The organism is Arthrobacter dokdonellae (genome assembly GCF_003268655.1).
Classification (GTDB): domain Bacteria; phylum Actinomycetota; class Actinomycetes; order Actinomycetales; family Micrococcaceae; genus Specibacter; species Specibacter dokdonellae.
In genome coordinates this window covers 4,000,615-4,023,217 of record NZ_CP029642.1, presented here as the reverse complement: position 1 = coordinate 4,023,217, position 22,603 = coordinate 4,000,615, and the positions used below count along the sequence as shown (strand labels likewise).

General features: G+C 62.4%; 18 protein-coding genes. 8 read left to right on the top strand and 10 right to left on the bottom strand.

Annotated elements, in window-relative coordinates; all coding sequences use genetic code 11:
* The 5 genes from DMB86_RS17945 to DMB86_RS17925 all read right to left on the bottom strand — a co-directional run bounded on the left by DMB86_RS17945 (nucleotide 1) and on the right by DMB86_RS17925 (nucleotide 8,006).
* Nucleotides 1–1,488: an APC family permease gene (locus DMB86_RS17945; RefSeq protein ID WP_236783345.1), complete on the bottom strand. Its 1,488-nt coding sequence runs from the start codon at nucleotides 1,486–1,488 to the stop codon at nucleotides 1–3.
* 134 nt (nucleotides 1,489–1,622) lie between these two features.
* A complete protein-coding gene (locus DMB86_RS17940) occupies nucleotides 1,623–3,179 on the bottom strand; it encodes a primary-amine oxidase (RefSeq protein ID WP_236783386.1) in 1,557 nt (518 codons plus the stop codon).
* Between the two features lie 46 nt (nucleotides 3,180–3,225).
* Nucleotides 3,226–5,481 (bottom strand): putative transposase, encoded by a 2,256-nt coding sequence (locus tag DMB86_RS17935; RefSeq protein WP_171814549.1) that lies wholly within the window; start codon nucleotides 5,479–5,481, stop codon nucleotides 3,226–3,228.
* Nucleotides 5,482–5,585: 104 nt separating this feature from the next.
* Nucleotides 5,586–5,978 (bottom strand): hypothetical protein, encoded by a 393-nt coding sequence (locus tag DMB86_RS17930; RefSeq protein ID WP_113718977.1) that lies wholly within the window; start codon nucleotides 5,976–5,978, stop codon nucleotides 5,586–5,588.
* A 597-nt stretch (nucleotides 5,979–6,575) separates the two neighbouring features.
* Nucleotides 6,576–8,006 carry an integrase core domain-containing protein gene (locus DMB86_RS17925; RefSeq protein WP_113716836.1) on the bottom strand — a complete coding sequence of 477 codons (1,431 nt, stop codon included), beginning with the start codon at nucleotides 8,004–8,006 and terminating at the stop codon, nucleotides 6,576–6,578.
* Between the two features lie 226 nt (nucleotides 8,007–8,232).
* On the opposite strand from DMB86_RS17925, the gene DMB86_RS17920 reads away from it, so the two are divergent.
* Both DMB86_RS17920 and DMB86_RS17915 read left to right on the top strand, forming a co-directional pair.
* Nucleotides 8,233–8,637: a hypothetical protein gene (locus DMB86_RS17920; protein WP_113718191.1), complete on the top strand. Its 405-nt coding sequence runs from the start codon at nucleotides 8,233–8,235 to the stop codon at nucleotides 8,635–8,637.
* A gap of 203 nt (nucleotides 8,638–8,840) precedes the next feature.
* Entirely contained in the window at nucleotides 8,841–9,668 is an 828-nt protein-coding gene (locus DMB86_RS17915) for a DDE-type integrase/transposase/recombinase (protein WP_113718976.1), read from the top strand.
* Nucleotides 9,669–9,729: 61 nt separating this feature from the next.
* On the opposite strand, the gene DMB86_RS21680 is transcribed toward DMB86_RS17915, so the two are convergent.
* Entirely contained in the window at nucleotides 9,730–10,146 is a 417-nt protein-coding gene (locus DMB86_RS21680; protein ID WP_113718975.1) for a tyrosine-type recombinase/integrase, read from the bottom strand.
* A gap of 312 nt (nucleotides 10,147–10,458) precedes the next feature.
* Between DMB86_RS21680 and DMB86_RS17905 the strand changes: the two genes are divergently transcribed.
* Nucleotides 10,459–11,712, top strand: coding sequence for an IS110 family RNA-guided transposase (locus DMB86_RS17905; protein WP_113718974.1), 1,254 nt, complete (start codon nucleotides 10,459–10,461; stop codon nucleotides 11,710–11,712).
* A 253-nt stretch (nucleotides 11,713–11,965) separates the two neighbouring features.
* Here the strand turns inward: DMB86_RS17905 and DMB86_RS17900 are convergent, their stop codons facing one another.
* Nucleotides 11,966–13,789 (bottom strand): fibronectin type III domain-containing protein, encoded by a 1,824-nt coding sequence (locus DMB86_RS17900; protein ID WP_129545588.1) that lies wholly within the window; start codon nucleotides 13,787–13,789, stop codon nucleotides 11,966–11,968.
* A gap of 535 nt (nucleotides 13,790–14,324) precedes the next feature.
* On the opposite strand from DMB86_RS17900, the gene DMB86_RS17895 reads away from it, so the two are divergent.
* The 4 genes from DMB86_RS17895 to DMB86_RS17880 all read left to right on the top strand — a co-directional run bounded on the left by DMB86_RS17895 (nucleotide 14,325) and on the right by DMB86_RS17880 (nucleotide 18,513).
* The gene (locus DMB86_RS17895; RefSeq protein ID WP_227878479.1) at nucleotides 14,325–15,146 is read left to right on the top strand and encodes a substrate-binding domain-containing protein; all 822 of its coding nucleotides are present in this window, start codon (nucleotides 14,325–14,327) and stop codon (nucleotides 15,144–15,146) included.
* 669 nt (nucleotides 15,147–15,815) lie between these two features.
* Nucleotides 15,816–17,372: an IS21 family transposase gene (gene istA, locus DMB86_RS17890; protein WP_113718971.1), complete on the top strand. Its 1,557-nt coding sequence runs from the start codon at nucleotides 15,816–15,818 to the stop codon at nucleotides 17,370–17,372.
* Complete coding sequence (locus DMB86_RS17885; protein WP_113718970.1) at nucleotides 17,369–18,160, top strand: ATP-binding protein; 792 nt, start codon at nucleotides 17,369–17,371, stop codon at nucleotides 18,158–18,160. Before istA ends, DMB86_RS17885 begins: the two co-directional genes overlap by 4 nt.
* Before the next feature lie 158 nt (nucleotides 18,161–18,318).
* A complete protein-coding gene (locus DMB86_RS17880; protein ID WP_113718969.1) occupies nucleotides 18,319–18,513 on the top strand; it encodes a helix-turn-helix domain-containing protein in 195 nt (64 codons plus the stop codon).
* 594 nt (nucleotides 18,514–19,107) lie between these two features.
* On the opposite strand, the gene DMB86_RS17875 is transcribed toward DMB86_RS17880, so the two are convergent.
* The 3 genes from DMB86_RS17875 to DMB86_RS17865 are packed head-to-tail and all read right to left on the bottom strand — an operon-like array spanning nucleotide 19,108 to nucleotide 21,025.
* Nucleotides 19,108–19,584 carry a gluconokinase gene (locus tag DMB86_RS17875; protein WP_236783344.1) on the bottom strand — a complete coding sequence of 159 codons (477 nt, stop codon included), beginning with the start codon at nucleotides 19,582–19,584 and terminating at the stop codon, nucleotides 19,108–19,110.
* A gap of 53 nt (nucleotides 19,585–19,637) precedes the next feature.
* Complete coding sequence (locus tag DMB86_RS17870) at nucleotides 19,638–19,949, bottom strand: putative quinol monooxygenase (protein WP_113718968.1); 312 nt, start codon at nucleotides 19,947–19,949, stop codon at nucleotides 19,638–19,640.
* A 38-nt stretch (nucleotides 19,950–19,987) separates the two neighbouring features.
* Entirely contained in the window at nucleotides 19,988–21,025 is a 1,038-nt protein-coding gene (locus DMB86_RS17865) for a LacI family DNA-binding transcriptional regulator (protein ID WP_113718967.1), read from the bottom strand.
* Between the two features lie 208 nt (nucleotides 21,026–21,233).
* Here DMB86_RS17865 and DMB86_RS17860 point away from each other — a divergent pair, with 208 nt between their 5' ends.
* Nucleotides 21,234–22,574, top strand: a complete 1,341-nt coding sequence (locus DMB86_RS17860) for an NAD(P)H-dependent oxidoreductase (RefSeq protein ID WP_113718966.1) — start codon at nucleotides 21,234–21,236, stop codon at nucleotides 22,572–22,574.
* Nucleotides 22,575–22,603 lie beyond the last annotated feature (29 nt).

The window sequence follows — 22,603 nt, the reverse complement described above, 5'->3', positions numbered from 1 at the left end:
TTACTTCTCGAGCTCTCTTTGGTCCTCCATATCGTGCTTCAGTTCGTGTTCGAGTTCGAGTTCGAGTTCGGCCTCGAGTTCGGCTTCGAGTTCGGCTTCAAGGTCGATGTCCATTCGGTCATCGAGAGGGACAACGACGTGGCCGATCGCTGCATACTTGGGCGGGTTGGTTTTGCGCAGGTAGAGCGCCTGGCCTGCCCCCGTGATGAAGAGCGCGGCGGCGATGTAGGGAATGAGTTTGAAAAGCAGGGACGACGCTGCAGGCCCGGCAGCCGTGTCCAGGTTCGTAGCCATCATGATGACCACACCCAACATCCCCACTCCACCGAGTATGGGAGCGACTTTAGTGCGCCATACCTTTTCTTCCGGGTGGTGCGTGCGGAAGTAGTTGAACACAGCGGCCATGGTGATGGTCTGCACAATCAGCAGTGAGAATGTCCCGAGCACCGCCAAAAGAACAAAGACATCCAGGTAAGGGTCCTTGTGCATGAACCAGAACCCGAGAATCCACAGGATCGCAGCACCGGTCTGGACATACGACGCGATGTAGGGGGATCCGTGCTTCTTATGGGTTTTGCCAAATACCCCGGGCAAGACTCCTTCCCTTCCGAGTGAATACAAGTACCGGGATGCGGCGTTGTGGAAGGCCATGGCGCACGCGAAGGATCCGCTCATCATCAGCCACTGCATGACCAGAACCCAGCCGTGGCCGACAAACATGTCCGTGGGATGAAAGAACATGTCCAGGGGGTTGGCGCTTTGCGCCAAAGCAATGGCCCCTTTGGCGCCATTCCCCGCGACGGACATCCAGGAGACGAACGTATAGAAGACGCCGACACCGGTAACCGCGATCATCGTGGCAATGGGGATGATCTTCCTCGGGTTCTTCGATTCCTCCCCATACATCACCGTCGATTCGAATCCGGTCCAGGACCAGAACGCGATGAACATGGCCAGTCCCGCCGAGGCGACTACCAGACCGTTTGGTTTGAACGCGTTTACCGGATTCAGGGTCTGGAGCATCAGCCCGTCGGGCCCCCCGCCATGAAAGAGCACGCCGAAGGCCATGACTGCCAGAATTGCGATCTCCGTGGCCAGCAGTACTGCCAGGATTTTCGCTGCAAGACTGATCTCAAAGTAGGTCAGTAGCCCGATGAGTAGGAGCCCGGCGACAGCAAAGACAACCCATGAGATGTCCAGCCCCAGTTGGTCCAAGAACGCCAGATGGCCGAAGTAGGAGAAAATGCCGATGATGCTGGCTTCAAAGACCATGTAGCCGAAGGTGACCATGTAGCCGGTCCCGAGACCGATCACGCGTCCCAATCCGCGGGAAATGAATCCGTAGAAGGCGGCGGTTGATGTCACGTAGCGGGCCATCGTGACGTAGGCGACCGCGAAGATCGAGAGGATAGCTGTGGCCCAGATATATGTTGCCGGGGTTCCGGTTCCGACACCGTAGCCAACCGAAAAGGGTACATTTCCGCTCATCACTGTGATTGGAGCGGACGTCGCGACAGCCATAAAGACCACATCCCACAGGCCCAGGGAGTTGGCTTTGAGCTTGTCCGGTTGGGCCCCAGAAACTGCCGTGCCTGTTGTTTTCCCTGGGGTGCTGGGCCGGTTCATTGTTCGTGCCCGTTGCAGCAGTGTGTGGTGGTGGTTTGCTGTGTGGGGAGGTTGAGGGTGGGGTTTTGGTTGAAGAAGCCGTGGGGTTCGAGCGTGAAGCCGATGTTTTGGCGGGGCATGACGGGCCAGTCTTCGAGGCGGACGACGTGGTGCATGCCGAAGGTGTACCAGACCACGAGGTCTTTATCGACGATGTTCCGGTCGGCTTGGGTCCAGGCGGGCAGGCCGTCGTCGGCGCCGGTGCTTTGGTTGGGGAATTCCCCGGCGGCGAAGCGTTCGGTGCGGTCGTAGGCGGTGACCCAGAGGTTGTTGCGGGCGAACTGGGCGCGCTGGCTGACGTAGGACTGGTCGCCGGCGGCCAGGGTGATGGCGTTGGTGGGGATGAGGCGGTACGCTACGGGTTCGTCCACGATGTTCGTGCTGTCGTGGTTGACGATCTTCCAGAAGCGGTGCTTGGATGCGTCGGCCTTGCGGATAGCTGCTTGTTCGGTTTCCAGGAGCCGGTCCACGGCCTTGAAGGCGGTGTGGGTGGGGTTGTTCTCGGGGATTTCCATGTCGACTTCGTAGACGGCGTTGCGTGGCCCGTCGATTTCAAAGTCCATGCGGACGTTGAACATGTGCTGGTGGATGGGTCCGTAGAGTCCGTCGTTGTTTAGGGCCTGCCCGTACGGGGTCTTCTCGCCGGGGTGCTGGGCGGCGGTGGAGAGGATGCCGGTGGCCTTGACGAGGAACTCGATGCTCCCGTCGAGGTAGAGGTGCCAGTAGAAGGCGTATTCGTAGTTGGCGACGGTGGCGATGAAGGAGATCACGAGCTTGCGGGAGCGTCGGACTTCGGCGGTGCCTTCGCGGAAGTCGAAGTGCTTCCACATGATGCTGTCGTCTTCTTCATGCATGCAGATGGCGTTTTCGATGGTCATCGGGTTGCCGTGGCTGTCGGTGGTGATGCCGTCGAAGTACTTGATCTCGCCCAGGCAGTCGCAGCCGAGCTTGAGGGAGTTGGCCATGTTGCCGATGTTGTATTCACCGGAGTCGAAGGCGTTCTTCTTTGCCTGCACCGGTGCGGGGTCGCCGTAGGGGACGACCATTTCCGAGAGGGAGGCCCTGTTGATCACGGGCCGTTCCACGCCCTGGTCGCGGAACCGCAGCTGGTGAAGGACGAGGCCTTCGCGGGGGGTGAAGCCGACACGGAAGGACCAGTCGGCCCACTGGACGTGGTTGCCGGTGACCTTGAAGGAAGCGCCTTCGGGCTGGGTGATGGAAATGGGTTTGAGGTCCGTGCGGGCCGGGCCGACGTACTCGGGCAGGTAGTTCCCGCTGGCACGCGGCACGGGGATGGACTCGTTGTCCTCGACCTTGACAACCTCCCCGGAGCTGAGGTCGTAGAAGACAACGAAGTTCTCGATCGGGTGCGCATAGGGGCTGTCGGTGGGATTCTCGCGGACGAAGACCAGGGCGCGCATCAGGCGCCGGCCCTGGGCGTCTTCGCCGAAGTAGCCCACGGACCACGGCTCAAAGCAGACCAGACCCAGATTGGTCAGGCCCCGGGCGGCCAGGGCCGCGATGACGTCCCGGTCCTTCCGACAGGCTTCAGGGCTCTGGTCATGGTGAGGTAATTGCTGTGGGTTGTTGGCTGTGATTGTTGATTTTGTAGCGCAGTATGAGCTGGGTGCCGGGGTAGCGGGTTTCGGTGCTGGTGAGGTGGGCGCAGAGTTCTTTGATGGCTGCGGTTTTTGCCTTCGTTGGCAGCGGGTTCAGGGTGATGGTGAGGTAGCCGGGGTCTGTGGTGTCGATGTCGCCGGTTTGGTTGAGGGCCTGGCGCATGAGGGCGTGGGCTTCCTGGTCGGCGCGTTTGTATCCGGTGTTGGTGCGGATCTCTCTCGCGATCGTTACCGCGGTGTTGTAGGCGGCCATCCGGATGCCGTGATGGATCAGTTTCGTCTCGGTGTCCAGGACTTGCTGGCCGGGGTTCAGGTCCCCGAGCCGGACCTTCGCCGGATTGCTCTTATGCACCTTCTCGGCAGTTGCCAGGGCGTTTTCGGCTTCCCAGACCGGTGCCATGACCTGGTTGTGCATGGCACTGGTCACCGTGACCTCACCGGCACCTTCTGCCGGGGTTTTCAGTGCCAGCAGGTTCGCATCCGCGATCGCGGCGGCCTCGGCGTGGGCATTCCTGGCGGCAACAACTTTTTGGTAGGCCTTCTTCTTGGCCGGTTCCGGCACCATCCGGTCCTCATTGTCATCGGTGCTGGCGTAGGAGTCGTGGGAGTCCAGCTCGAAGCGCAGGCGGGCGTACCGGAACTGGTTTTCCTGGCGCCAGCGTGATCCCATCCGATACACGACCTCCCCGGCACCCATGGTGAGGTCGGTGGTGAGGATGTGGATTTGCCGGGTGCCGCCACCGGTCGCTGCAACGATGCGGCTGAGCTGGCGGATGTTCAGGACTTCCCCGGTTTTCTTCGTGGCAGCGAGGGGCAGGTCAACCACCGTGTCAGCGACCGACCACTTCCGTGTCTGCCCGTGCTCGTCAATATGGGTGACCTCCGCAAACAACTTCTCTTCCACGTTTTTGCTGGCGCCCTTGCGCCAGGTCAGCACATCAAAGCCGCGTTCTGCCATGTGTTTGAACAAATCCGGGGACCAGCCGCCCCGGTCAAAGCCGACCAGTACGCGCCGGTCGTCCCCGACGGCTGTGCGCAGCTCTGGCAGGAGGTCGCGCAGCTCGGTGGCCAGGGACGCGCCCGGTTCTGCCATGACAACGAAGATGGGGGAACCGTGGGCGTCGGTGACCCAGGTTTCCTCCGTGGCCGGGACGGGGAACTTGAGCCGGGTGGAGTAGATCTTTCCAATCTTCTTGGTGCCCTGGTAGGCGCGCACATGCCCGTCAACATAAAGCACCGCGGCCAGGTCCTCGCCCTCGGGGCCCGTTGCTGTGAGGTGGTGTTTGGCCAGGGCGGCGATCAGCTCCTGCGCCTTGCCGTCCTGCACGAGTTGGCTGATGCGGCGGCGGATCGTTTTGACTTCCGGGGCCCGGTCCAGCCCCAACACCCTCCCGAGTTCCACCGGGTCGAAGCGGGTGGCGCCCTCGGCCCTGGCTTCCCCGGCCAACGCCCGCAGCACGGCATCAATCAGGATCGTTTCCAGCCCGTAAAACCCGTCCGGCAAAGAACCGTACACTTCCTTCGCGCAGGCCAGCAGCCCGGTGGTTTCCAGCGCCGGCAACGCCAGGAACAGCCCGGCATGGCGAATGCGGGCGGCGGGGGCAAACACCGGTTCCGCGCACTCAAGGAGCCCGGACCGTGCCGCGGCCCGCTCGGCCGTGCGGGGCACCGGTTCCGGCAGTATCGGCAGCTGTGGCTGCGGGCCCGCTGCCATGCCCTCCAAGTCAGTGGCTGCCGGCGCTGCCTCTGTCGAGACGGTCATGGCCATGGCGCGCCGGACCGTGTCCGTGGAAACCCCGGTCGCTTCGGCGGTGGCCCGCAGGCTCGCCCCGCCGGCACGAACACGCTGGATTTCTGCTGCTTTCTCCCCGGTCAGCAGGGACGGGCGTTTGGGGCCCTTCTTTACCGGCGCCAACCCCACCAGGCCCGCGCCCTGAAGGGACTTGCGCCAGCGCCGCAACGATTCCGTGTTGATACCGAATGCTGCGGCGACCTCGTTGACCTGGGCGGCGCCAGTATCGACCAGCTGTGAGGCCGCCAAGCGGCGCAACCCGTCCTGACCGGGACCCCACACGTAGGCCAGCTGCCCGTTGATGAAGACCTTCCCGCCCGTGGAGTTCTCCAGCAGGGCCGCACGCTCGCCCATGAGCACGGCGCCGAGGCCTGGCAGCACGGGAAAGGCGGTTTGGGTGGTCATTGAAACCATTGTTTCACCCACCCACACAGAAAATCATCACGCCCTTATTATCTCACAAGCCGGGTGCGATTAATAGCCTTTCCAGAAGAAGATTCGCCGCAAATTCAACGAACTACCGTCACCCCACCGCTACCGTGTCCAGAGCCCTGGGCTTCCTCGCACTCGGCAAACTCATCCAGCATAAAGGGCGGCTGAACGCCTGAAGCCAGCTGCGTCCACCCCGACACGATGCCGGAGTCAAGGTCGACCACGGCCGCGTATGCATTTCCCGTGCCACGGTCAACCAGGACGGCGTCGGCCTCACGGACCGTTGCACTGCCGGCCCGCAACAATTCCTTCGCCGGCTCACGCAACTCAACGCTGATGAAACGGAACGACTCCGCCGCGGCCTGGCCATCCTTCAAGATCGACACCGCCCGGGAAATCTCAGCCCGCGACAACGGATCCAAAGGGTGCGAAACGCCTACTACGGTGTGGGTTTCAGTGTTGATAGACATACTTTTCTCCTTGATTCTTCGTTCAGAGCGATTCTTGGATCAAAACGAGGACCCCTATGGACCGGCAACCGAAGTTGGCCTCGCTGTAGCTAACCGACAGGGCCTTGGCCCGCCGGTGTCAGTCCAGGATGACGACGTGGTTCCCACATCAAAAATCAATGAACTGTCAGAGCTGTTTAGTCTTTTTAGAACTGTTCATCTTTATCGAAACTGTTCATTCTTGGGTGATTATGAGACTGCGACGAAGATCATCTCGGGCTCCGGGAAGGGTGGCCAACGAGCCCGGCATCCTCTAATTTATAGGGGTTCAGCCGGTGCTACTACGAGTCCAGCTGGCGTGATGCCGGTCACGTGCGCTCCTTCTAAGTAGCAAAACTACGTCAGGCCCTCTACGTCAAGCTGGTTGTGAGCCATCCGGTTCTTTCTTATTGATTGAAGGAGACAGCTGGCGCATAGCCCCAGATGGTAGCGAGGGTCTGCGTTGTTGGTGTGTAATCTCGCTACATCGTGGACAGTGAATCTCACCTCTTCGTGGACACCGGGTCTCAATACTTTGTACACAGCTACCGGCACTGGCGGGCCGGTAGCTGTGAGTGGCTATCGCGTGGCCATCACGTCGGGCTGTTCTTCTTGGCGGTGAGCGAATTGCTCCGCGTAGTGCTCTCGCTTCCGGTCCCACTGTTTTGTCGAGTACGCCGCCTGAACGCCTAGAACGGAATACGAAGCAACATAGCGGCCCCGAACGTTCAGGGCAACCATCGGCAGCGGGAAAGAGAACACGATCTCACCGGTGACTGGATCGGTGAGCAGGAACGAGTCGTCGGTGATGGTCCGGTAAAACAGGCGGCCCGCGTAGGTCATGGGCAAAGAGACGTGGAAGCCTTGGTAATAGACCTGCCGGTTCGCGCGGGTGATCTCCACCAGCGACTGGTCCGCGGCCTTATCCTGGGCGTTGTCGTCGGGCAGAATGGCCCCGGTCTTGGAGATCGTCAGGGTCGCCCGATCGAGGTCTCCCTGACGGCGGGCGCGGACCTGTGAGTAGTGCGACGCTTTCGCTTCCAGGACCGATAAAGGAATCGGCTCCGTTGCCGGTGTATGTTCCAGCAGATCCCACGCCGTGCGCGGTGTCGCATGGTCCAGGGATTGGTGCGGACGGCGGTTGTTGTAGTGGTCCCGAAACCGGTGAATCCTGCCCTGGAGCTGCTCGAGCGTAGCTGGCTGATGCGCATCGAGGAACCGCAGCAGGGTTTGGTGGGAGCGCTCGTTCTTCCCCTGCGTGGTGGGTTTGCCCGGCAGCCCGCTGATGGGCATGGTGCCTTTGGAGGCGAGGAAGATCTCCACGGAACCAATCCGTCCGGCCCGCAGCTGATTGAATGCCAAAGAGTTATCGGAAAGCACTTCCCTGGGCGGACCGTAGGCAGTGATGGCTCGTTCGAGGACGTCCTTGGCATCGGCACTGTTCTCGGAACGGGAATACGCTGCTGTGCCCACATCAAAGCGGGAAGCGTCATCGAGCAGCTGGTACACGGTGACGATCTGTCCGCCGGCGAGTCGGTACTCGAAAGCATCGAGTTGCCACAACGACATCACGGTGGCGCGCACGAACGGGATGTACGAGGATTTCGGGCGCTTTCTGGGGGCTGCGTCAACGTGGCCGACGCTGGATAGCAGGCGGGCTATCGTCGCGACCGAGGGAACCTTCCCGCCGGGGAACTTCTCTTGCTGGCTAGCTTCGTAATAAATTGAGCGTGGGCCGTAATCCCAACCATCGGCCTTGAGTTGCTTGCGGATCTTCACTAACTCGTTGACAACCGCGGGGCCATATTTGCGAGCCGGAGTCTTTGGTGCACGGGAGCGGGGGTGAAGGGCCGCCGTGGATTCATGGACAGCCCGGCCGCGGATCTTATAGAAAACGCTACGCGAAATCTTGACCGAACGGCAAAACTCCATGACTGACAGTGCATGAGGCTGGGTCGGATCGTAGTTGATGATCGCGGCGCGAGTTTGGGGTGAAAGAGAGTTAGTCATCCAATGACTATCACCGCCAACCCGTCGGTAAAAGTGTCTCCGATGTGGTGAGACAGCGTGTCTCCGATGTCATGAGATCGTGTGTTCACGATGTGGTGAGACAGGACATACAAAGTATTGAGACCCGGTGTCCACGAAGAGGTGAGATTCACTGTCCACGATGTAGCGAGATTACACACCAACTAGCCAGACGATCACTACCATCTGGGGCTATGCGCCAACAGCCATGAGCGTTGCTACGCAGGGGTATACCCGTGAGGAGATCCGTCAGTTCGTCCATGAGTATTATCTTCAGCCCCATGGGTCGAAGTCGGTATGGCTTGCGTCGCGGTCAGTGGCGGATTGGACGTTTCGGCAGTGGCGGAAGATGGTGTTTGAAGGTGACCTCGACCGAACCCTGATTCCAAGGGATCATGGGGATATGGCCCGCACACATGGCGAACGGTCCGCGCTGGAAAGAGCGCGCGCCAAGGAAATCGCTGACCACCAGTCCGAAGTTGAACAGCTCAAGGGCCGCATCCGGGAACTTGAGGGCACGAACGATGCCCTGGGAAAAGCTATCGGGCTCTTGCACGGGTTGAACGTGCCAGAGCCCGATGCGAAACCGACGAACGATACAAAGAGTTCATAGAGACGGAAAACCGCCTCATCCGCACCCTGACGGAGCTCACGGGCTCCCAGCGGCAGGCCCTCGAGCTGGCGGGCATATCGCGCTCGACGTGGCATTACCGCCAAAATCCCCGCGCCCGGGTAAAGGACCCGCTCCACCAGGCGGAGCGGGCGTACGAGTGCCGCATCAGCGACGAGGACCGTGAACGGATCGCCGAGTACATTATGGAAGGCTGGGCCGGGCAGGTCTCCGTGGACCACTCCTTCGCGGTGGCCTGGGACGCTGGCGTCATGCTCGCCTCCCAGCGCACCTGGTGGCGCATCGCCGCGGAGATCGAGGAGCAGATGCTCCGCCCCACGATCCCCACCAAGCGCGGGAACAAGAACGGCAGATCCGCCCAGAAGCCAGTGCTGAAGGCCACCGGCCCGTGCCAGATCTGGTCGTGGGATATTACTGACGTTTACTCGCCCTGGCGGGGAAAAGCCTTCAAGGTCTATTCCATCATGGACATCTTCTCCCGCCAGATCGTCGGGTGGCGGGTGGAGGACCGCGAGGCGGACCACCTGGCCGTGGACATGTTCGAGACCGCCATCGCCCTCCACGGTGCGCCCCGGGTCGTCCATGCCGATTCCGGGCCGGCGATGAAGTCCAACCTGCTCCGCGATGCCCTCACCGGCCACGGCGTGGAACTGTCCCATAACCGGCCCTACGTCTCCAATGACAATCCCTTTTCCGAGTCGGGCTTTCGCACCATGAAGTACCGGCCCGGCTACCCGCGCGTCTTCATGGACGTCGAGACCGCCAGGACCTACATCGGCGACTACGTGCCCTGGTACAACACCAAGCACAAACACTCAGGAATTGCCCTCTTCTCGCCCGCACAAGTCCACGACGGGTCCTGGAAGGACGCGTGGAAGACACGCGACCACGCACTCCAGGACTACTACGACAAGAACCCCGGAAGATTCCGCCAGCGACCCACCACACCAACCCCGGCCGGCCACGTCGGCATCAACCTCCCCGAAACAAAACCAGCCAAACTAACCGCCTAGTGACTCCACACAGCTTGACATTTTTCGCAACCCGACGTTTACCCTACGTTTTGAACGCAAACTACTGTGAATCTTTGACTACTGTCATCTTCGTCGAGCACGGTCTTTTGCGCATGAGAGGGCCCGGCTGGTAAGCCAACCTTCGGTTCCAAATCGTCGCCGAAGAGTCGCTTGCCTCATATGGTCGGCCAGATTGACCGGTGCCTATTTCTCGCGGAATTGTTCCAAGGGCATCTGTGACGTCGGGTGTTTCGGACGCCTTGGCGATGTAGTCCTTTTCCGTGATGCCCGGCCCGGCATGTCCAAGTTGGGCGGCCGCTTGTTTGGAGCTGTATTCACGGTCAATCAGCGTGGCGACGGAGTTCCGGAACGCGTGTGGGGTGACCCATTCAAAGCCGGACCCCGAGCGAGCATCCCGCCAGTGCCTTCGAAAATTATGGGGGCTGCGGACGGTGCCGGTGGAAGAAGGGAACAGCATATCTTCGGACTAGCAAATGGGCGGTTTCGCCGCGCCAGTGGGTGCCGAAAATGTGTGCGCTTCCGTGGCGCCGTGTGCCCTTGCCCGGCGGTGTTGCCGGGGTGATGATGGTGGTGTCTGTGATCGTCGACGCCGGTGCGACTATGATGCCTTGAGCTTGTGGACTAGCTTGGCGCGGAGGGCTTCCATGGGCACCGTGGATTGTTGCTTCGAGCACGCGTATCAGTTTCCTTAGTTTTATCCCGCCCTCCCCTTCACGGGCACGCACCCCGTGCCGGGGCGCAGCATGTCTGTACCGTTGGAGGGATTGTGATGGGAACCAAGGATCCGAATGATGTGGTGTACCGCCGTGTGGCGGGCATGGATGTGTCCAAGAGTGATGTGAAGGTTTGCGTGAGGGTGCCCTCGACCCAGCGCAACCGGTACCATTCCGAGGTCACGACCTGGGGTGCGACGGTGCCGGAGATCATGAAGCTGAAGGCGTTCCTGGAAGAAGCGCAGCTGGAGTTGGTCGTGATGGAGTCCACCAGCGATTATTGGAAGCCGTACTTCTACCTGCTCGAGGACACCGTCCCGGTGCAGCTGGTCAACGCCCGCCAGGCACGGAACCTGCCAGGGCGCAAGACGGACGTTTCCGATGCCCAATGGCTGGCGAAGACCGCCTCGTGGGGGATGCTCGCACCTTCGTTCGTGCCACCCCCGCCAATCCGGGTGTTGCGGGATTTGACCCGGGCCCGCAGCACGATCACCTTCGGGCGCGCCAGTGAACTGCAGCGGCTGGAGAAGTACCTGGAAAGCACCGGAAGCAAGCTCTCCTCCGTGGTCTCGGACCTGGACGGGGTGACCTCCACGCTGATCCTGCGCGCCCTGGCCGGCGGTGAACGCGACCCGAAGGCGCTGGCCGCCCTGGCCAAGGGCCGGCTGAAGAACAAGACCGACGAGCTGGAGCAGGCCCTCACCGGGATCCGCTTCACCGCACACGACGCGTTCATGGTCGCCTTCCACCTGGACGAGCTGAACGCCCAGCAGGCACGCCTGGCCGCCCTCGATGCGCAGATCACCGAGGCGTTTGCGCCCTTTCGCACCGACATCGAACTGCTCTCCACGATCCCGGGCGTGAAGACCACCATCGCCCAAGTCATCATCGCCGAAACAGGCGGGAACATGGCCGCGTTTCCCACCTCGGCCCAACTCGCTTCCTGGGCCGGCGTCGCGCCCGGCAACAACGAATCCGCCGGCCGCCACAAGCCCGCCGCGACCAGCAAGGGCGAGAAGTACCTCAAGGCCGCCCTCGGGCAGGCCGCGCTGAACATCGCCAAGCAAAAGGGCGGCTTCCTGCCCACACGCTACAAAAGAATCGCCAACCGCCGCGGCAAGCCCCGCGCCATCGTCGCCACCGGACACACACTCATCACGGACATCTGGAACATGCTCGCCAACGGCGTCGCCTACGAAGAACCACACCCGCGCCGATACGACCAGGCCAACAACGACAGGACCCGCCAACACGCCCTCAGGGCACTCAAGCAGCTTGGATACGAGGTGACACTCACCCAGGCGGCCTAACCCACCCTATTTTCGTATCAGATTCTGGGTTGATGAGTCAGGGTCGCTCGGGTGGATCCTGTCTGTGTCATTGCCGAACCGGAAGAATGACCTGGACGGCGGGATCGGTGGGGTTAGAACGGTCTGTCGCCCAATTCGACGGGCGCGTGGTGTGGCCGGATGACGAGGACCTGGGTACTGCCGTCGCCGTCGGTGTGCCCACCTGTGCACTTCCACGGCCGGGCATTCGGCTACAACGACTGGGTGAAGTAGGTCAGCTGCCCGTTACGCGCCGCCGGGCCAGCAGCAGTAGAGTCGCTCCAGCGAGGAACAGCAGAGCTGCTGCCGGAAGGATCCAGGTGACCCCGGACAGGCCGGTGAGGGCGAGGGCTTCCTTGGGTGCGGAGGTCTCGGCTGTGATGGTCGGTGCGACCACGGGCGTTATTGCGCCCGACGACGGGGCGGTGGATTCGTCGTCGGTTCCCGGAACGGTGGGGCCGGCGGCGGCCTGGACCGTGAAGTAGGCGCTGTAAGGCAGCGCAGCGGCTCCGGCGTCGGTCAGCTCTGAGGTGAGGACGTAGTCACCGTATTGGAGCCCTGCCGGGATGGTGACTAATAGGCTTATTTTGCCGTCGCTCCCGGCGACTGCAGTCCCAAGGGTTGCGGAGAACGGTCCGGCGGAACTGCCGCCCCTGAGTGTGACGGTTAGTTTCGCACCGGCCGGGAGGCCTGATTGGGATAGGAGGACTGCAGTGTTGGGCCTGATGGTGCCGCCTGGAAGTGCCGAACCGTCGGGCTGGGTGATTGAAGGGGAGAAGGTGAACTTTGGAGCTTGAGGGTAGGCCTGTGTGTACTGCCAGTCGCGGGAGGGGCCCTGTGCGTTGACTGCGCGGACGCGGAGACCATATTCAGTGTCGTTACTTAGCCCCGTGAGCTTGAATGGCGTAACTGCCGCGGTAGAGTCGCTCACCCAGCGGCCATCAGGCACTGCAGCTGGGCTGATGTCGTTGTTGGTGAGGGAGGCGTATTGGACTTCGTAGCGGGTGACGGGAGTTCCAGCATTGTCCGCAGGGGCGCCCCACGTGAGGGTGGCGCTGCGATCACCGGAGGAGGCCGTAAGCCCGACGATGGCGCCCGGGTACGTCTGTGAGACCATTCTGGTTGGCGCGGAGTAGGGGCCGACGCCGACGGCGTTCTCCGCGGCCAGCCGGTAATAGTAGGTGACGCCGGGCTGGAGGCCGTAGTCGTGATAGGCGCCGTTGGCTATCCCGACGGCAAGGCTGCCGTCGGGAGACCAGGTGGTTCCGTCGGTGCTCCGTTGCAGCGGGTAGTCAAGGATCGCGGAGCCGCCGGTATCGGCGGGGTCGATCCAGGAGATAATTGCTGCACCGGAGTCAGGGTCCGGAGTGGCAGCGAGACCGGTCGGTGCGCCCGGAACCGCCGGTGCGGCGATTGAGTAGGTGAAGGTGATGTATCCATCGCCTTGGTTTGGTCCGGTGGCGAGGGCCGAAAGGCCGGCAGCGAGGAAACCGGAACCGCCTCCGCCCGGACCGAACGTTCGGGTTTGAGATCTGTCGGGGTTATCTTGGATCACGAAGGCACCGGATCCGCCGCCCGAGTACCCTCCGCCGCCGTCCGAAGCGGCCTGCCCGACGCCGGTGTAAGCGCCGCCGGCGCCGGGCGTTATGGTGCCGTCAGTCGCTACCGATGCGGCAGCGCCGTCGGCGCCGGCAAGGCCCATCGCAGGGTGCGGCCCCACCCCCGGTGTCGCGCCGCGAGCACCAGTGCCGAATGCTTGAGAGCCGTTGCTGTCCTGGCCCGATCCGCCGTCGGGCGTTGCGGAGGAAAAGCCGCCTTCTCCTCCCGCGAGCTTCACGTCCGGGACGTAAGGTCCCGGGTTGAACATGTTGTCGGTGGACTGCAGTCCGCTGCCGCCACCACCACCGGCGACGGCAATGAAGGCACCGGGAACGGAAACGTAGCTGCCTCCACCACCTTGCGCGTACGGGGGATTTGAATAACTGCCACCGACTCCGACAGCTCCGGCGAGCACATGAAGGGTCTGGTTATAGACGCTGGGTCCGAGCGCGACTGTCACGGTACCGCCGCTCCCGCCTGGGCCGCCGTATCCTCCAAGAATATTGACACCCGATGCGGCCGCAACCGTCATCTTCACGTCAACGGCACCGGCAGGCGCGGTCCAGGTCGCCTGGCCATCAGAGGAGGTGAAGGTGATGCTGCAGCCGGTTACGCACGCTGCTGGAGAGGACGTTGCTGCCGATGCAGCCGCGGGAAATGCGCCGGCGGCGACTACGATGAGCGCAAGCGCTCCGCTGAACGAGAGAAGACGACGCATAGAAAACCACTTCTGACCGGACCGAAGCCCGATCAGCCGGTCCCGCCGGTAGCGCGCACTAGGGTTACGAATGAACCCATGCACGTGAGAATACCAGAAGATCTCGCTGCGTCCGTTAATGGTGAAACACGTGTTCCCAGCTACTGGGATAAGCTCCCTTGCGATCGGAACAAGTATCGATCTGGGCGCCCCTTTTCGCAGTGGCCGAAGTTTAAATCATCTTCGGTTGTGTCTTTGTTGGGAACAACTAGCTCTCGTGACTGGAGGCTACCTCGCCATGGTCGCCACCAGCGGGGACGATCCAGATGACGAACAACGTGCCGCCGAAACCCTCCTGGACCGCAACGTCGACGGGCTGATCCTGGCCACCGCCCGACTAGATGACGAACTGCCACGCCGGCTGCGTGAACGCGGCGTCGCGCACGCACTCGTGCCGCGCACCGACGGCGTGAGCCCCTCCTCGATCGGCGACGACGAAGTGGGCGGCTACCTCGCCGTCCGCCACCTTATCGATCTGGGCCACCGGGACATCGCCGTCGTGACCGGCCCCTCCTTCACCTCCAGCGCAGTCGGCCGTCTGGCGGGCGCGTGCCGGGCCTTTGCCGAAGCCGGTATCACTCCACGCGACGAATGGCTGCTCGCCGCCGGATACGGCATAGAAAACGGGTACTCGGCCGGGGAGGCCATACTTCGCGGTCGGGACGCAGGCCGCCCGACGGCGGTGTTCGCGGACAATGACAACATCGCCTTGGGCGTCATCGCCGCATCCCATCACTTTGGCATTTCCGTCGGAGAGGATCTGGCCTTCGTCGGATACAACGACACACCGCTTTCACCCCGGCTCTCCACGCCTTTGTCATCGGTCCGCGTCCCCCTGGCCCAAATCGCAGGAACCGCCATCGACCTCGTGATCAACCCGGGCAAGGACGTCTGTATACGCAAAGCCATGCCCACCCTCATCCCCAGGGGGACTCGAGCGGCCCCCCCGACACTTGGCAGCAACCGCCCGCGCGTAAGCGCCCCTTGCCGGCATCGTGGACTCCACGACCATCGGCCGGCCACTCGTCCCGCCCTCAACCGGGCCAAGAGGCTCTCTTAGCCTTGGACGGGTCTCAGCAACTTCCTTCCTGAGCCGTGCAGAGGACTTTGGACGCTCCCTGCAGACGACTCCGGAAATTGACAGATCCAGCCATGCGCGTTCCGAATAACCAGGGTGGGGGAGTTGCGGGCGCCCGTCTTGTTAGTGGTTCCTTTGTTGAGAGTGGCGCGTAGGTACAACATCGCAAGCCCGTAGGCAAAGAGACCCCTTGAATGGCGTAAGTCGTCAAACTCCGCCTGTGCCAAAGAGAGAGCGACGCAGCCCCGCCCACAAAATGGCGGCATGATTTGCGGGATGGTTCGGTCCTCTTTGATTACTCATTGTGGGAGCCATGAAAACAGGTAGTGACCACTCGTGCGCTGCATCGATGGAACCGTCACTGTTAACAGGGACATCAAAGTGACGAATGAGGTTCAGGGAGCAAATTGTTAGCGGCAACTCTAAACTGACCGGAGACGGAAAATTTGATTGACCGTTCGCGGCAAGGCGTTGACCGCTGGCGGCAGGTATTTTTGACCATTTCTACGCCGCCGGCCGGCGGCGGGGTTTGCCGGGATTCCCTTGTCCATTCCCTCGTGTCGTTACGGGGAGAGCCCCTTCCTTCCGGGTGAAGATGGCGATGCCAATCGTTGATCATTCACCTGCATTGCGGGAAGGAAGGGGCTCGTTGTGAAGTCTCCAGGAGAGTTCATGGAAATTTTAGCTGCTTATGATTTAACCCGGTCGTACCGAGACGCCGCGAAGATCTGCGGCGTCTCGCACAACACGGTCCGGTCGTATGTGAAGGCCCGCGACGGGGGCGCCGCGGCGCCGGTGGCCCGCCAGCGCGGGCGGCTCACCGACCCGTACCTGGGACAGATGATTTCCTGGGTCGACCAGTCCCGCGGGAAGATCCGCGCCGACGTGGTCCACGAAAAGCTCCTCGCCCTGGGGTTCACCGGCTGTGAGCGCACGACCCGGACCACCGTGGCGGAGTTGAAGGCGAAATACCGGGCGCAGAACGTGCGCGTGCACCGTCCCTGGTCCCCGGAGCCGGGCCTATGGGTCGAATATGATTACGGGGACGGCCCCGTCGTGGACGGTGTCAAGACCGTCTTGTTCGTGGCCTGGCTGGCGTTCTCACGCTTCCGGATCGTCATCGCCTTGCGCGATAAGACCATGCCCAGCGTGTTCGCCGCCCTGGATCGGACGTTCCGGCTCATCGGGGGCGTCACGACCCACGTGCTCACCGACAACGAAAAGACCGTCACCATCGAGCACATCGCCGGGATCCCGGTCCGCAACCCGCAAATCGTCGCGTTCGCCCGCCACTACTCCACGTCCATCCAGACCTGCATGCCGGCGGACCCTGCCTCGAAGGGCGGGGTGGAAAACGCGGTCAAGATCGCCAAGGCCGACCTCGTCCCGAAGGACACCAACCTGCTGCCCGAGTACGCTTCCTTCGCCGAGCTGGAAGCGGCGTGTGAGGCGTTCATGGAGGACGTGAATTCCTCGGTGCACCGGGCGACCCTGGAAATTCCCAAGGACATGCTCCGCCTCCATGAACAGCCCCGCCTGCACCCCGTCCCGGCGGTGCCGGTGACGGCCAGTTTCGGCCATGCCCGCCAGGTCCCGCCGAACACGCCCATGGTCACCTACGAACACTCCCGCTACTCCGTCCCGCACACCCTCATGGGCGACCGGGTCTGGGTCCGCGGCACCGAGGACGAGGTCGTCATCGTCCACGTCGGGCCCGCCGGCCCGGTCGAGGTCGCCCGGCACGCCCGCACCCGCCCCGGCACCCCGGCGATCAACGACGACCACTTCCCGCCAGCCCCGGCCGGGGCCCTGGAAAGGGTCATCCGGCCCACGAACAGGGCAGAGGCAGAGTTCCTGGCCCTCGGCGCGGGTGCGGCGCTCTGGCTCAAGGAGGCCGCCGCGGCCGGGACCAACAAGATCCGCCACAAAATGGAACGCGCCGCCACCCTGGCCAAGGTGATGGGCAACGATGTCGTCGACCAGGGCCTGGGGGCCGCCGCCGTGCACCAGCGCTTCACCCACGAGGACCTGGTCTCCATCATCACCAACACCGCCACCGGCGAACCCCCCAGCACCATCGGCGCGACCCACACCGTCACCGAACCGGGCCGGTGGCTGAGCCAGGGCACCAGCGCCTGGTCCGGCTTTGGCACCACCGCGGAGCCGGGCACCAGCGATGACACCGACCTTGAAGGAGCCACCGAATGACCGCCACCACCCTCACCCCCGCCCCGCGGGCCGACCAAGGGGTGGAACATGTCATCGCACTGATGCGCACCACCCGCATGCCGCACGCCCGCGCCGTCGTCGCCGACGTCCTCGCCACCGCCAAGGCCCAGCGCTGGGATCCCACCGAAGTCGTCCGCGTGCTCCTCGAAGCCGAAGCAACAGGCCGGAACCGGTCCATGCTCGCCACCCGGCGCAAACGCGCCGGATTCCCCACCGGGAAAACCTTCGACATCTGGGACGAGGCGCTCTCGACCCTGCCGGCGGCGACCACCTCGTTCCTGCGGACCCTGGAATGGGTGCGGCGTCGGGAGAACCTCATCGCGTGCGGGCCCTCCGGCACCGGCAAAACCCTGCTGCTGGAGGCCCTGGGCCAGCAGGCCATCAACGAGGGCATGTCCGTGTCCTGGCTGAGCATGGAGGACCTCGGCGCGCTCGTGCGCCGCCACCGCATCGACGACAGCGTCAACAAGGCCATCACCCGCGCCACCAGCGTGGATTTGATCTGCATCGACGACATCGGCCTTTTGCCCGTCTCCGCCGACGCCGCCGAGGGCTTCTACCGGGTTGTGGAGGCCTCCTACGAGAAACGCTCCCTGGCCATCAGCTCCAACATCCACCCCTCCGGTTTCGACGAGCTCATGCCCAAATCCATAGCCACCGCCACCGTGGACCGGCTCCTCCACCACGCACACCTGTGCCAAACCAGCGGCGAGTCAGTCCGGCTCATGCAAGCCCAAAACGGGAAAGGAACCCACCCCATGAACTAACCCGCATCGCGGTCAGGCGCCCACCAACCCGGCACACCCCGGGCGCCTGACCCTGTCCAAAAATACCTGCCGCCAGCGGTCAACGCCTTGCCGCCACCGGGCAAACCAACATGCCGCCACCGGTCAGTTTAAAGTTGCTGTTGACAGCAAATGTTGCAATGGCACAAAATCGACCGATCACGACGAACCTTCTGACCGTTGCGGAGATAGCCGCTCAGATGCGCGTTTCAAAGATGACAGTCTACCGCCTGGTACGGTCCGGTGCGCTGAACGGTATCCGGTTCGGCCGTTCCTACCGAGTACGCGAAACGGACGTGCAGGAATATCTAAAATCCGTCAGTCCCGGACACTGATCAGCCGCTTGCCACCCTGCCCGAAGGACGCAGGTCTACCAGCGGCAAAAGAAGCGGACGCATACCGGGAACAGTGCAAGACGGGGCACTGGACTTGCTGCCGCTGATCATGTCTTCGTAGGCCTTGTTGCATCCGGTCTTCTTCAGGCGTCGAGCTGCAGGTCTAGTTTAGGGTCCCGGGTGGAGACTCTGGCGTTAGCCGATGCGGTGGGCTGGTGGGGTGTTCTCTTCTCAAAACTCGATTCGGGGCCTTGGTTCGACTGTACCGTTTCGAGAACTATTTGTGAGAACCGGGGGCCGGTCGCCACTTTTTCGCCGTGAAGCCGATTTTTTGCGGCCAGGCGACGCATCGCCTTGAAGAGCGGCCGGCACCGGGATTCTCGATTCGATGCATTCTTGAAATCCTTCGTTTCCGAGAATTGGGAGGCCGGCCGCACTGCCCCGCGCGGTGACATCCTCCGGGCATCGGGAATCTTCCCCAACAGACCGCGCTTCAGCCAGGCAGACGGCTTTTGATATTCCGGGCAGTCGCCTCCATTAGAGAAAATGACAGTAGTATTTTGCCGTTTTCTGGTCGTGGCCGCACCCGGGCGGTCAGAGGCCGGGAGTTCCCTTCCCTGGGACGCAACCGTCCTGGGCGAGTGCTTCGGCGATATGGTGCACGAGTTGCTGGGGCTGGAGGTTGGCCGGAACGCGAATGCCATGCTCTGTCGACGTCAGATCTTCAAGGGTGCTCAGCTGCGTTTCGAGTAGGGAGGCGGGCATGAATTCGTGGCTTCGGGCGTTGAGCCGGTACTCGAGTTCCTCCCGGGCGACGTCAAGCTGTATGAATGCGGCTCCTGGAAGTTGGTCCCGGAGACGGTCGCGATAATTCAGCTGCAATGCTGAGCACGCCACGACGGCGTCTCCGGCTGCGTTGGATGCCAGCGCAACATCGTCCAGCCAGGGCCAGCGGTCTTCATCTTGAAGGGGGATCCCGGCGGCCATTTTGGCTTTGTTTGTTGCTGGGTGGAGGTCATCGGCATCGATGAACGGTCTGCCCAGGCTTTCCGCGAGTGCTTGGCCGATCACCGATTTTCCTGAACCACAGACGCCCATGACCACAATCGTGCGGGGGAGGGGACTCATAGGGTACCCAGCTCTGGCGTGCCGGCAGGTATCGGCGTCATGGTTGTGACCGTGGTTGGGGATGCGATGTGGTTCGCGACCGCTTCATCGAGCGCTGCGACGGCGGACCCTTTGGCATGCGCGCCAAGTTGTTCGGGAGAGTCCCATTTCTCGATCATGGTGATGGTGCCGTTGTTCGCTTCGTGGATGGCGTAGAGGCGGCAGCCTGCCTCTTCATGGACGGCAGGGATGGTGTTCTGGAGCGCTTTGATCAGCTCGGCGGTGTGGCCGTCGAGCGGGTGGAACACTGCGGTGACGATGACGGTCATGGATGTTCTTTCCGTGGGGCTGTGGGTTGGGGATTCAATTAGATTGTGGTGACGCTGGCGCTGCATTGTGCGCTGCTTGAGCGGCGGACGAAGTCAGCGTCCACCTGAATGCGGCGACGGGCTTCCGGTAGTTGGCGCTTGGAGCGGCCAATGGCGATCTCCACGGAATGGTGCGCCAGCATGTCAATGGGTTGGCGGATGGCCGTCAGGGGCGGTGAGACGAGCTCCGTCCAGGGATTGTCATCAAAGACAACCACACTGAGGTCTTCTGGAACGAAGATCCCGGATTGTTTGATGCGCCTCAGTGCCGGACGTACTTGGGCGGTATTGCCCACGATCAAGGCCGTCGGGGGCACGGGGAGACCAAGAAGCGTGCTGACTGTGTCACTTCCGGCTTCGCCCCGAAACGGAATCAGGTGGATGAGATCGTTTTCGACCTCAAGGCCTGCCTTGTTCATGGCGTTCCGGAACCCTGTAACGCGGTCACGGCCGGTCGAGGTGTTGAGGGGGCCGGAGATAAACGCGATCCGATGATGGCCGAGATCGATGAGATGCTGGGTGGCCACCTCGGCGGAGGTGGTGTTGCTGATCGTCACGACGTCAACGTCAGGCAATGCGTCGATTTCACGGTCGACGAAAACGACGTTGACGCCGCGGGTGGCCAATCGTTTCCACTTCTCGACGTTTCCACCCGTGGGGGTGGCGATCACCGAGGCAACGGAGCGGCCGATGAGGGTCTCTATGGACTCTGCTTCCAGGTGCGGGTCCTCCTGTGTCGTGAGCAGGATGACCTGGACGCCCCGCGCCCGCGCTTCCCACACCACACGGTCGGCCAGCCGGGCGAAGAACGGGTTGGCCAGATCTGTCAGCATCAGGCCGATCGTTGCGGTTCCGCCATGTTGCAGCTCACGTGCCGCGGCGCGTGGCTGGTAGCCGAGCCGATCGATGGCTTCGACGACTTTCGCCTTGGTCAACTTGGCGACGGGACCGGAGCCTTCATTGAGCACGCGAGACACGACGGCGACGGAAACCCCTGCCTCGGCGGCAACGTCACGAATGGTGGGTGCTTTCTTCATGGGGTCCGTTTCCTGTCGGTGTAGTGGGGGGTTCCATTGGCGGTTGAAAGATGTGTCGTTGACAACTATACAGCACGGTGGTACAAATGTGGAATCGATACCATACAAGTTGGTGTTGACCGCGGGGCGTCGTTGACCGGTTCGCAGGCTGGGGCCTGCGACGGGGGCTGGGGTTTCGCCAATTCAATGAAACGGCAATGAGGTTAAAGTGAATCTGCATCAACTTTTGAAGGATCGCGAACGCGATGGATCGCCCATTCGGGTCGGGGTGATTGGCGCGGGTCGTTTTGGGACCATGTACCTCGCCCAGGCAAGGAATATTCCTGGCGTTCATGTCGTCGCCATCGCCGACATCAACGTTGAGCGTGCGCGCGGCGCGTTTGACCTCGTCGGTTGGCCGGCTGGTGAACGGGCGCAGACCATGGCCGATGCCCTGCGGGATCGCACGACGGCCATCGTGGGAGACTCGGCGGCTCTCTTTGAGGCCCCTCTTGACGTGATCGTCGAGGCCACCGGTAACCCGATCGTAGGTATTGACCATGCTTTGCGGGCCATCGAGACCGGAAAGCACATCATCATGGTGACGGTCGAAGCCGACGCCCTGGCAGGTCCGGCACTGGCGAAGCGGGCGGCAGATGCCGGGGTGGTCTATTCCCTGGCCTACGGCGACCAGCCTGCCCTGATTATGGAACTGGTGGACTGGGCGCGCACCTCGGGGTTCGACGTGGTGTGTGCGGGCAAGGGTGCGAAGTTCCTCGAGCATTATCACGATATGACACCCGACAATGTGTGGGAGAACTGGGAGTTCTCGAAGGAGCTGACAGACTCCGGCCAGCTCAACCCGTACATGCATACCTCCTTCCGTGATGGGACCAAGGCCGCGATCGAGATGGCTGCCGTCGCGAACGCCGCTGGGCTCACCCCGTCGGATGGGGGGCTTACCTTCACTCCGGGAGACGTCGAAGAGATAGCGACGATCTGCAGCCCTTCAGCGACGGGTGGCGTGCTTGCCGTGGAGGGGAGCGTTGAGGTGATGTCCAGCGTCAAGCGCGACGGGTCCTGGATCCCGCACAACACGCAGGAGGGCGTCTTTGTCGTGGTCAAGGCCACAAATGACTACGTCTCGGGCTGTTTTGATGAATACCCTTGGCATCCGGACCCCACCAAGCAGTATGCCGCGTTGTATCGCCCCTACCACTATGTTGGGCTGGAATTGAACATCTCGATTGCCAATGCGGTTCTTCGCGGTATCCCCACTGGTGCGCCCATCGGCTTTTATGGCGACGTCGTGGCCACTGCCAAGCGCGACCTCGTCGCTGGAGAGTTTCTTGACGGAGAAGGCGGCTACACGGTTTGGGGCAAACTCGTCTCAGCCCGTAAGTCCGTCGCTGATCGAGCGCTCCCTGTCGCAATGGCACATCACGTCGAGCTGAAGCGGGACATTTCCAAGGGAGAGATTCTCAGTTGGGACGACATTGTTGTCAACGACTCTCTGGAGACAGCTCTTGTTCTGCGACGTGAGACGGAGGCGCTCCTCGCGCTGAAGTGAGATTCGTTCTCGGCACTCTCCGGGTGCCC

Excerpts from the sequence above, each read along its gene's own strand:
- DMB86_RS17945 (WP_236783345.1), bottom strand. The coding sequence starts at position 1,488 with ATGAGCGGAAATGTACCCTTTTCGGTTGGCTACGGTGTCGGAACCGGA.
- DMB86_RS17935 (WP_171814549.1), bottom strand. The coding sequence starts at position 5,481 with ATGACCACCCAAACCGCCTTTCCCGTGCTGCCAGGCCTCGGCGCCGTG.
- DMB86_RS17930 (WP_113718977.1), bottom strand. The coding sequence starts at position 5,978 with ATGTCTATCAACACTGAAACCCACACCGTAGTAGGCGTTTCGCACCCT.
- DMB86_RS17925 (WP_113716836.1), bottom strand. The coding sequence starts at position 8,006 with ATGACTAACTCTCTTTCACCCCAAACTCGCGCCGCGATCATCAACTAC.
- DMB86_RS17920 (WP_113718191.1), top strand. The coding sequence starts at position 8,233 with ATGAGCGTTGCTACGCAGGGGTATACCCGTGAGGAGATCCGTCAGTTC.
- DMB86_RS17915 (WP_113718976.1), top strand. The coding sequence starts at position 8,841 with ATGGAAGGCTGGGCCGGGCAGGTCTCCGTGGACCACTCCTTCGCGGTG.
- DMB86_RS21680 (WP_113718975.1), bottom strand. The coding sequence starts at position 10,146 with ATGCTGTTCCCTTCTTCCACCGGCACCGTCCGCAGCCCCCATAATTTT.
- DMB86_RS17905 (WP_113718974.1), top strand. The coding sequence starts at position 10,459 with ATGGGAACCAAGGATCCGAATGATGTGGTGTACCGCCGTGTGGCGGGC.
- DMB86_RS17895 (WP_227878479.1), top strand. The coding sequence starts at position 14,325 with ATGGTCGCCACCAGCGGGGACGATCCAGATGACGAACAACGTGCCGCC.
- DMB86_RS17885 (WP_113718970.1), top strand. The coding sequence starts at position 17,369 with ATGACCGCCACCACCCTCACCCCCGCCCCGCGGGCCGACCAAGGGGTG.
- DMB86_RS17880 (WP_113718969.1), top strand. The coding sequence starts at position 18,319 with ATGGCACAAAATCGACCGATCACGACGAACCTTCTGACCGTTGCGGAG.
- DMB86_RS17870 (WP_113718968.1), bottom strand. The coding sequence starts at position 19,949 with ATGACCGTCATCGTCACCGCAGTGTTCCACCCGCTCGACGGCCACACC.
- DMB86_RS17865 (WP_113718967.1), bottom strand. The coding sequence starts at position 21,025 with ATGAAGAAAGCACCCACCATTCGTGACGTTGCCGCCGAGGCAGGGGTT.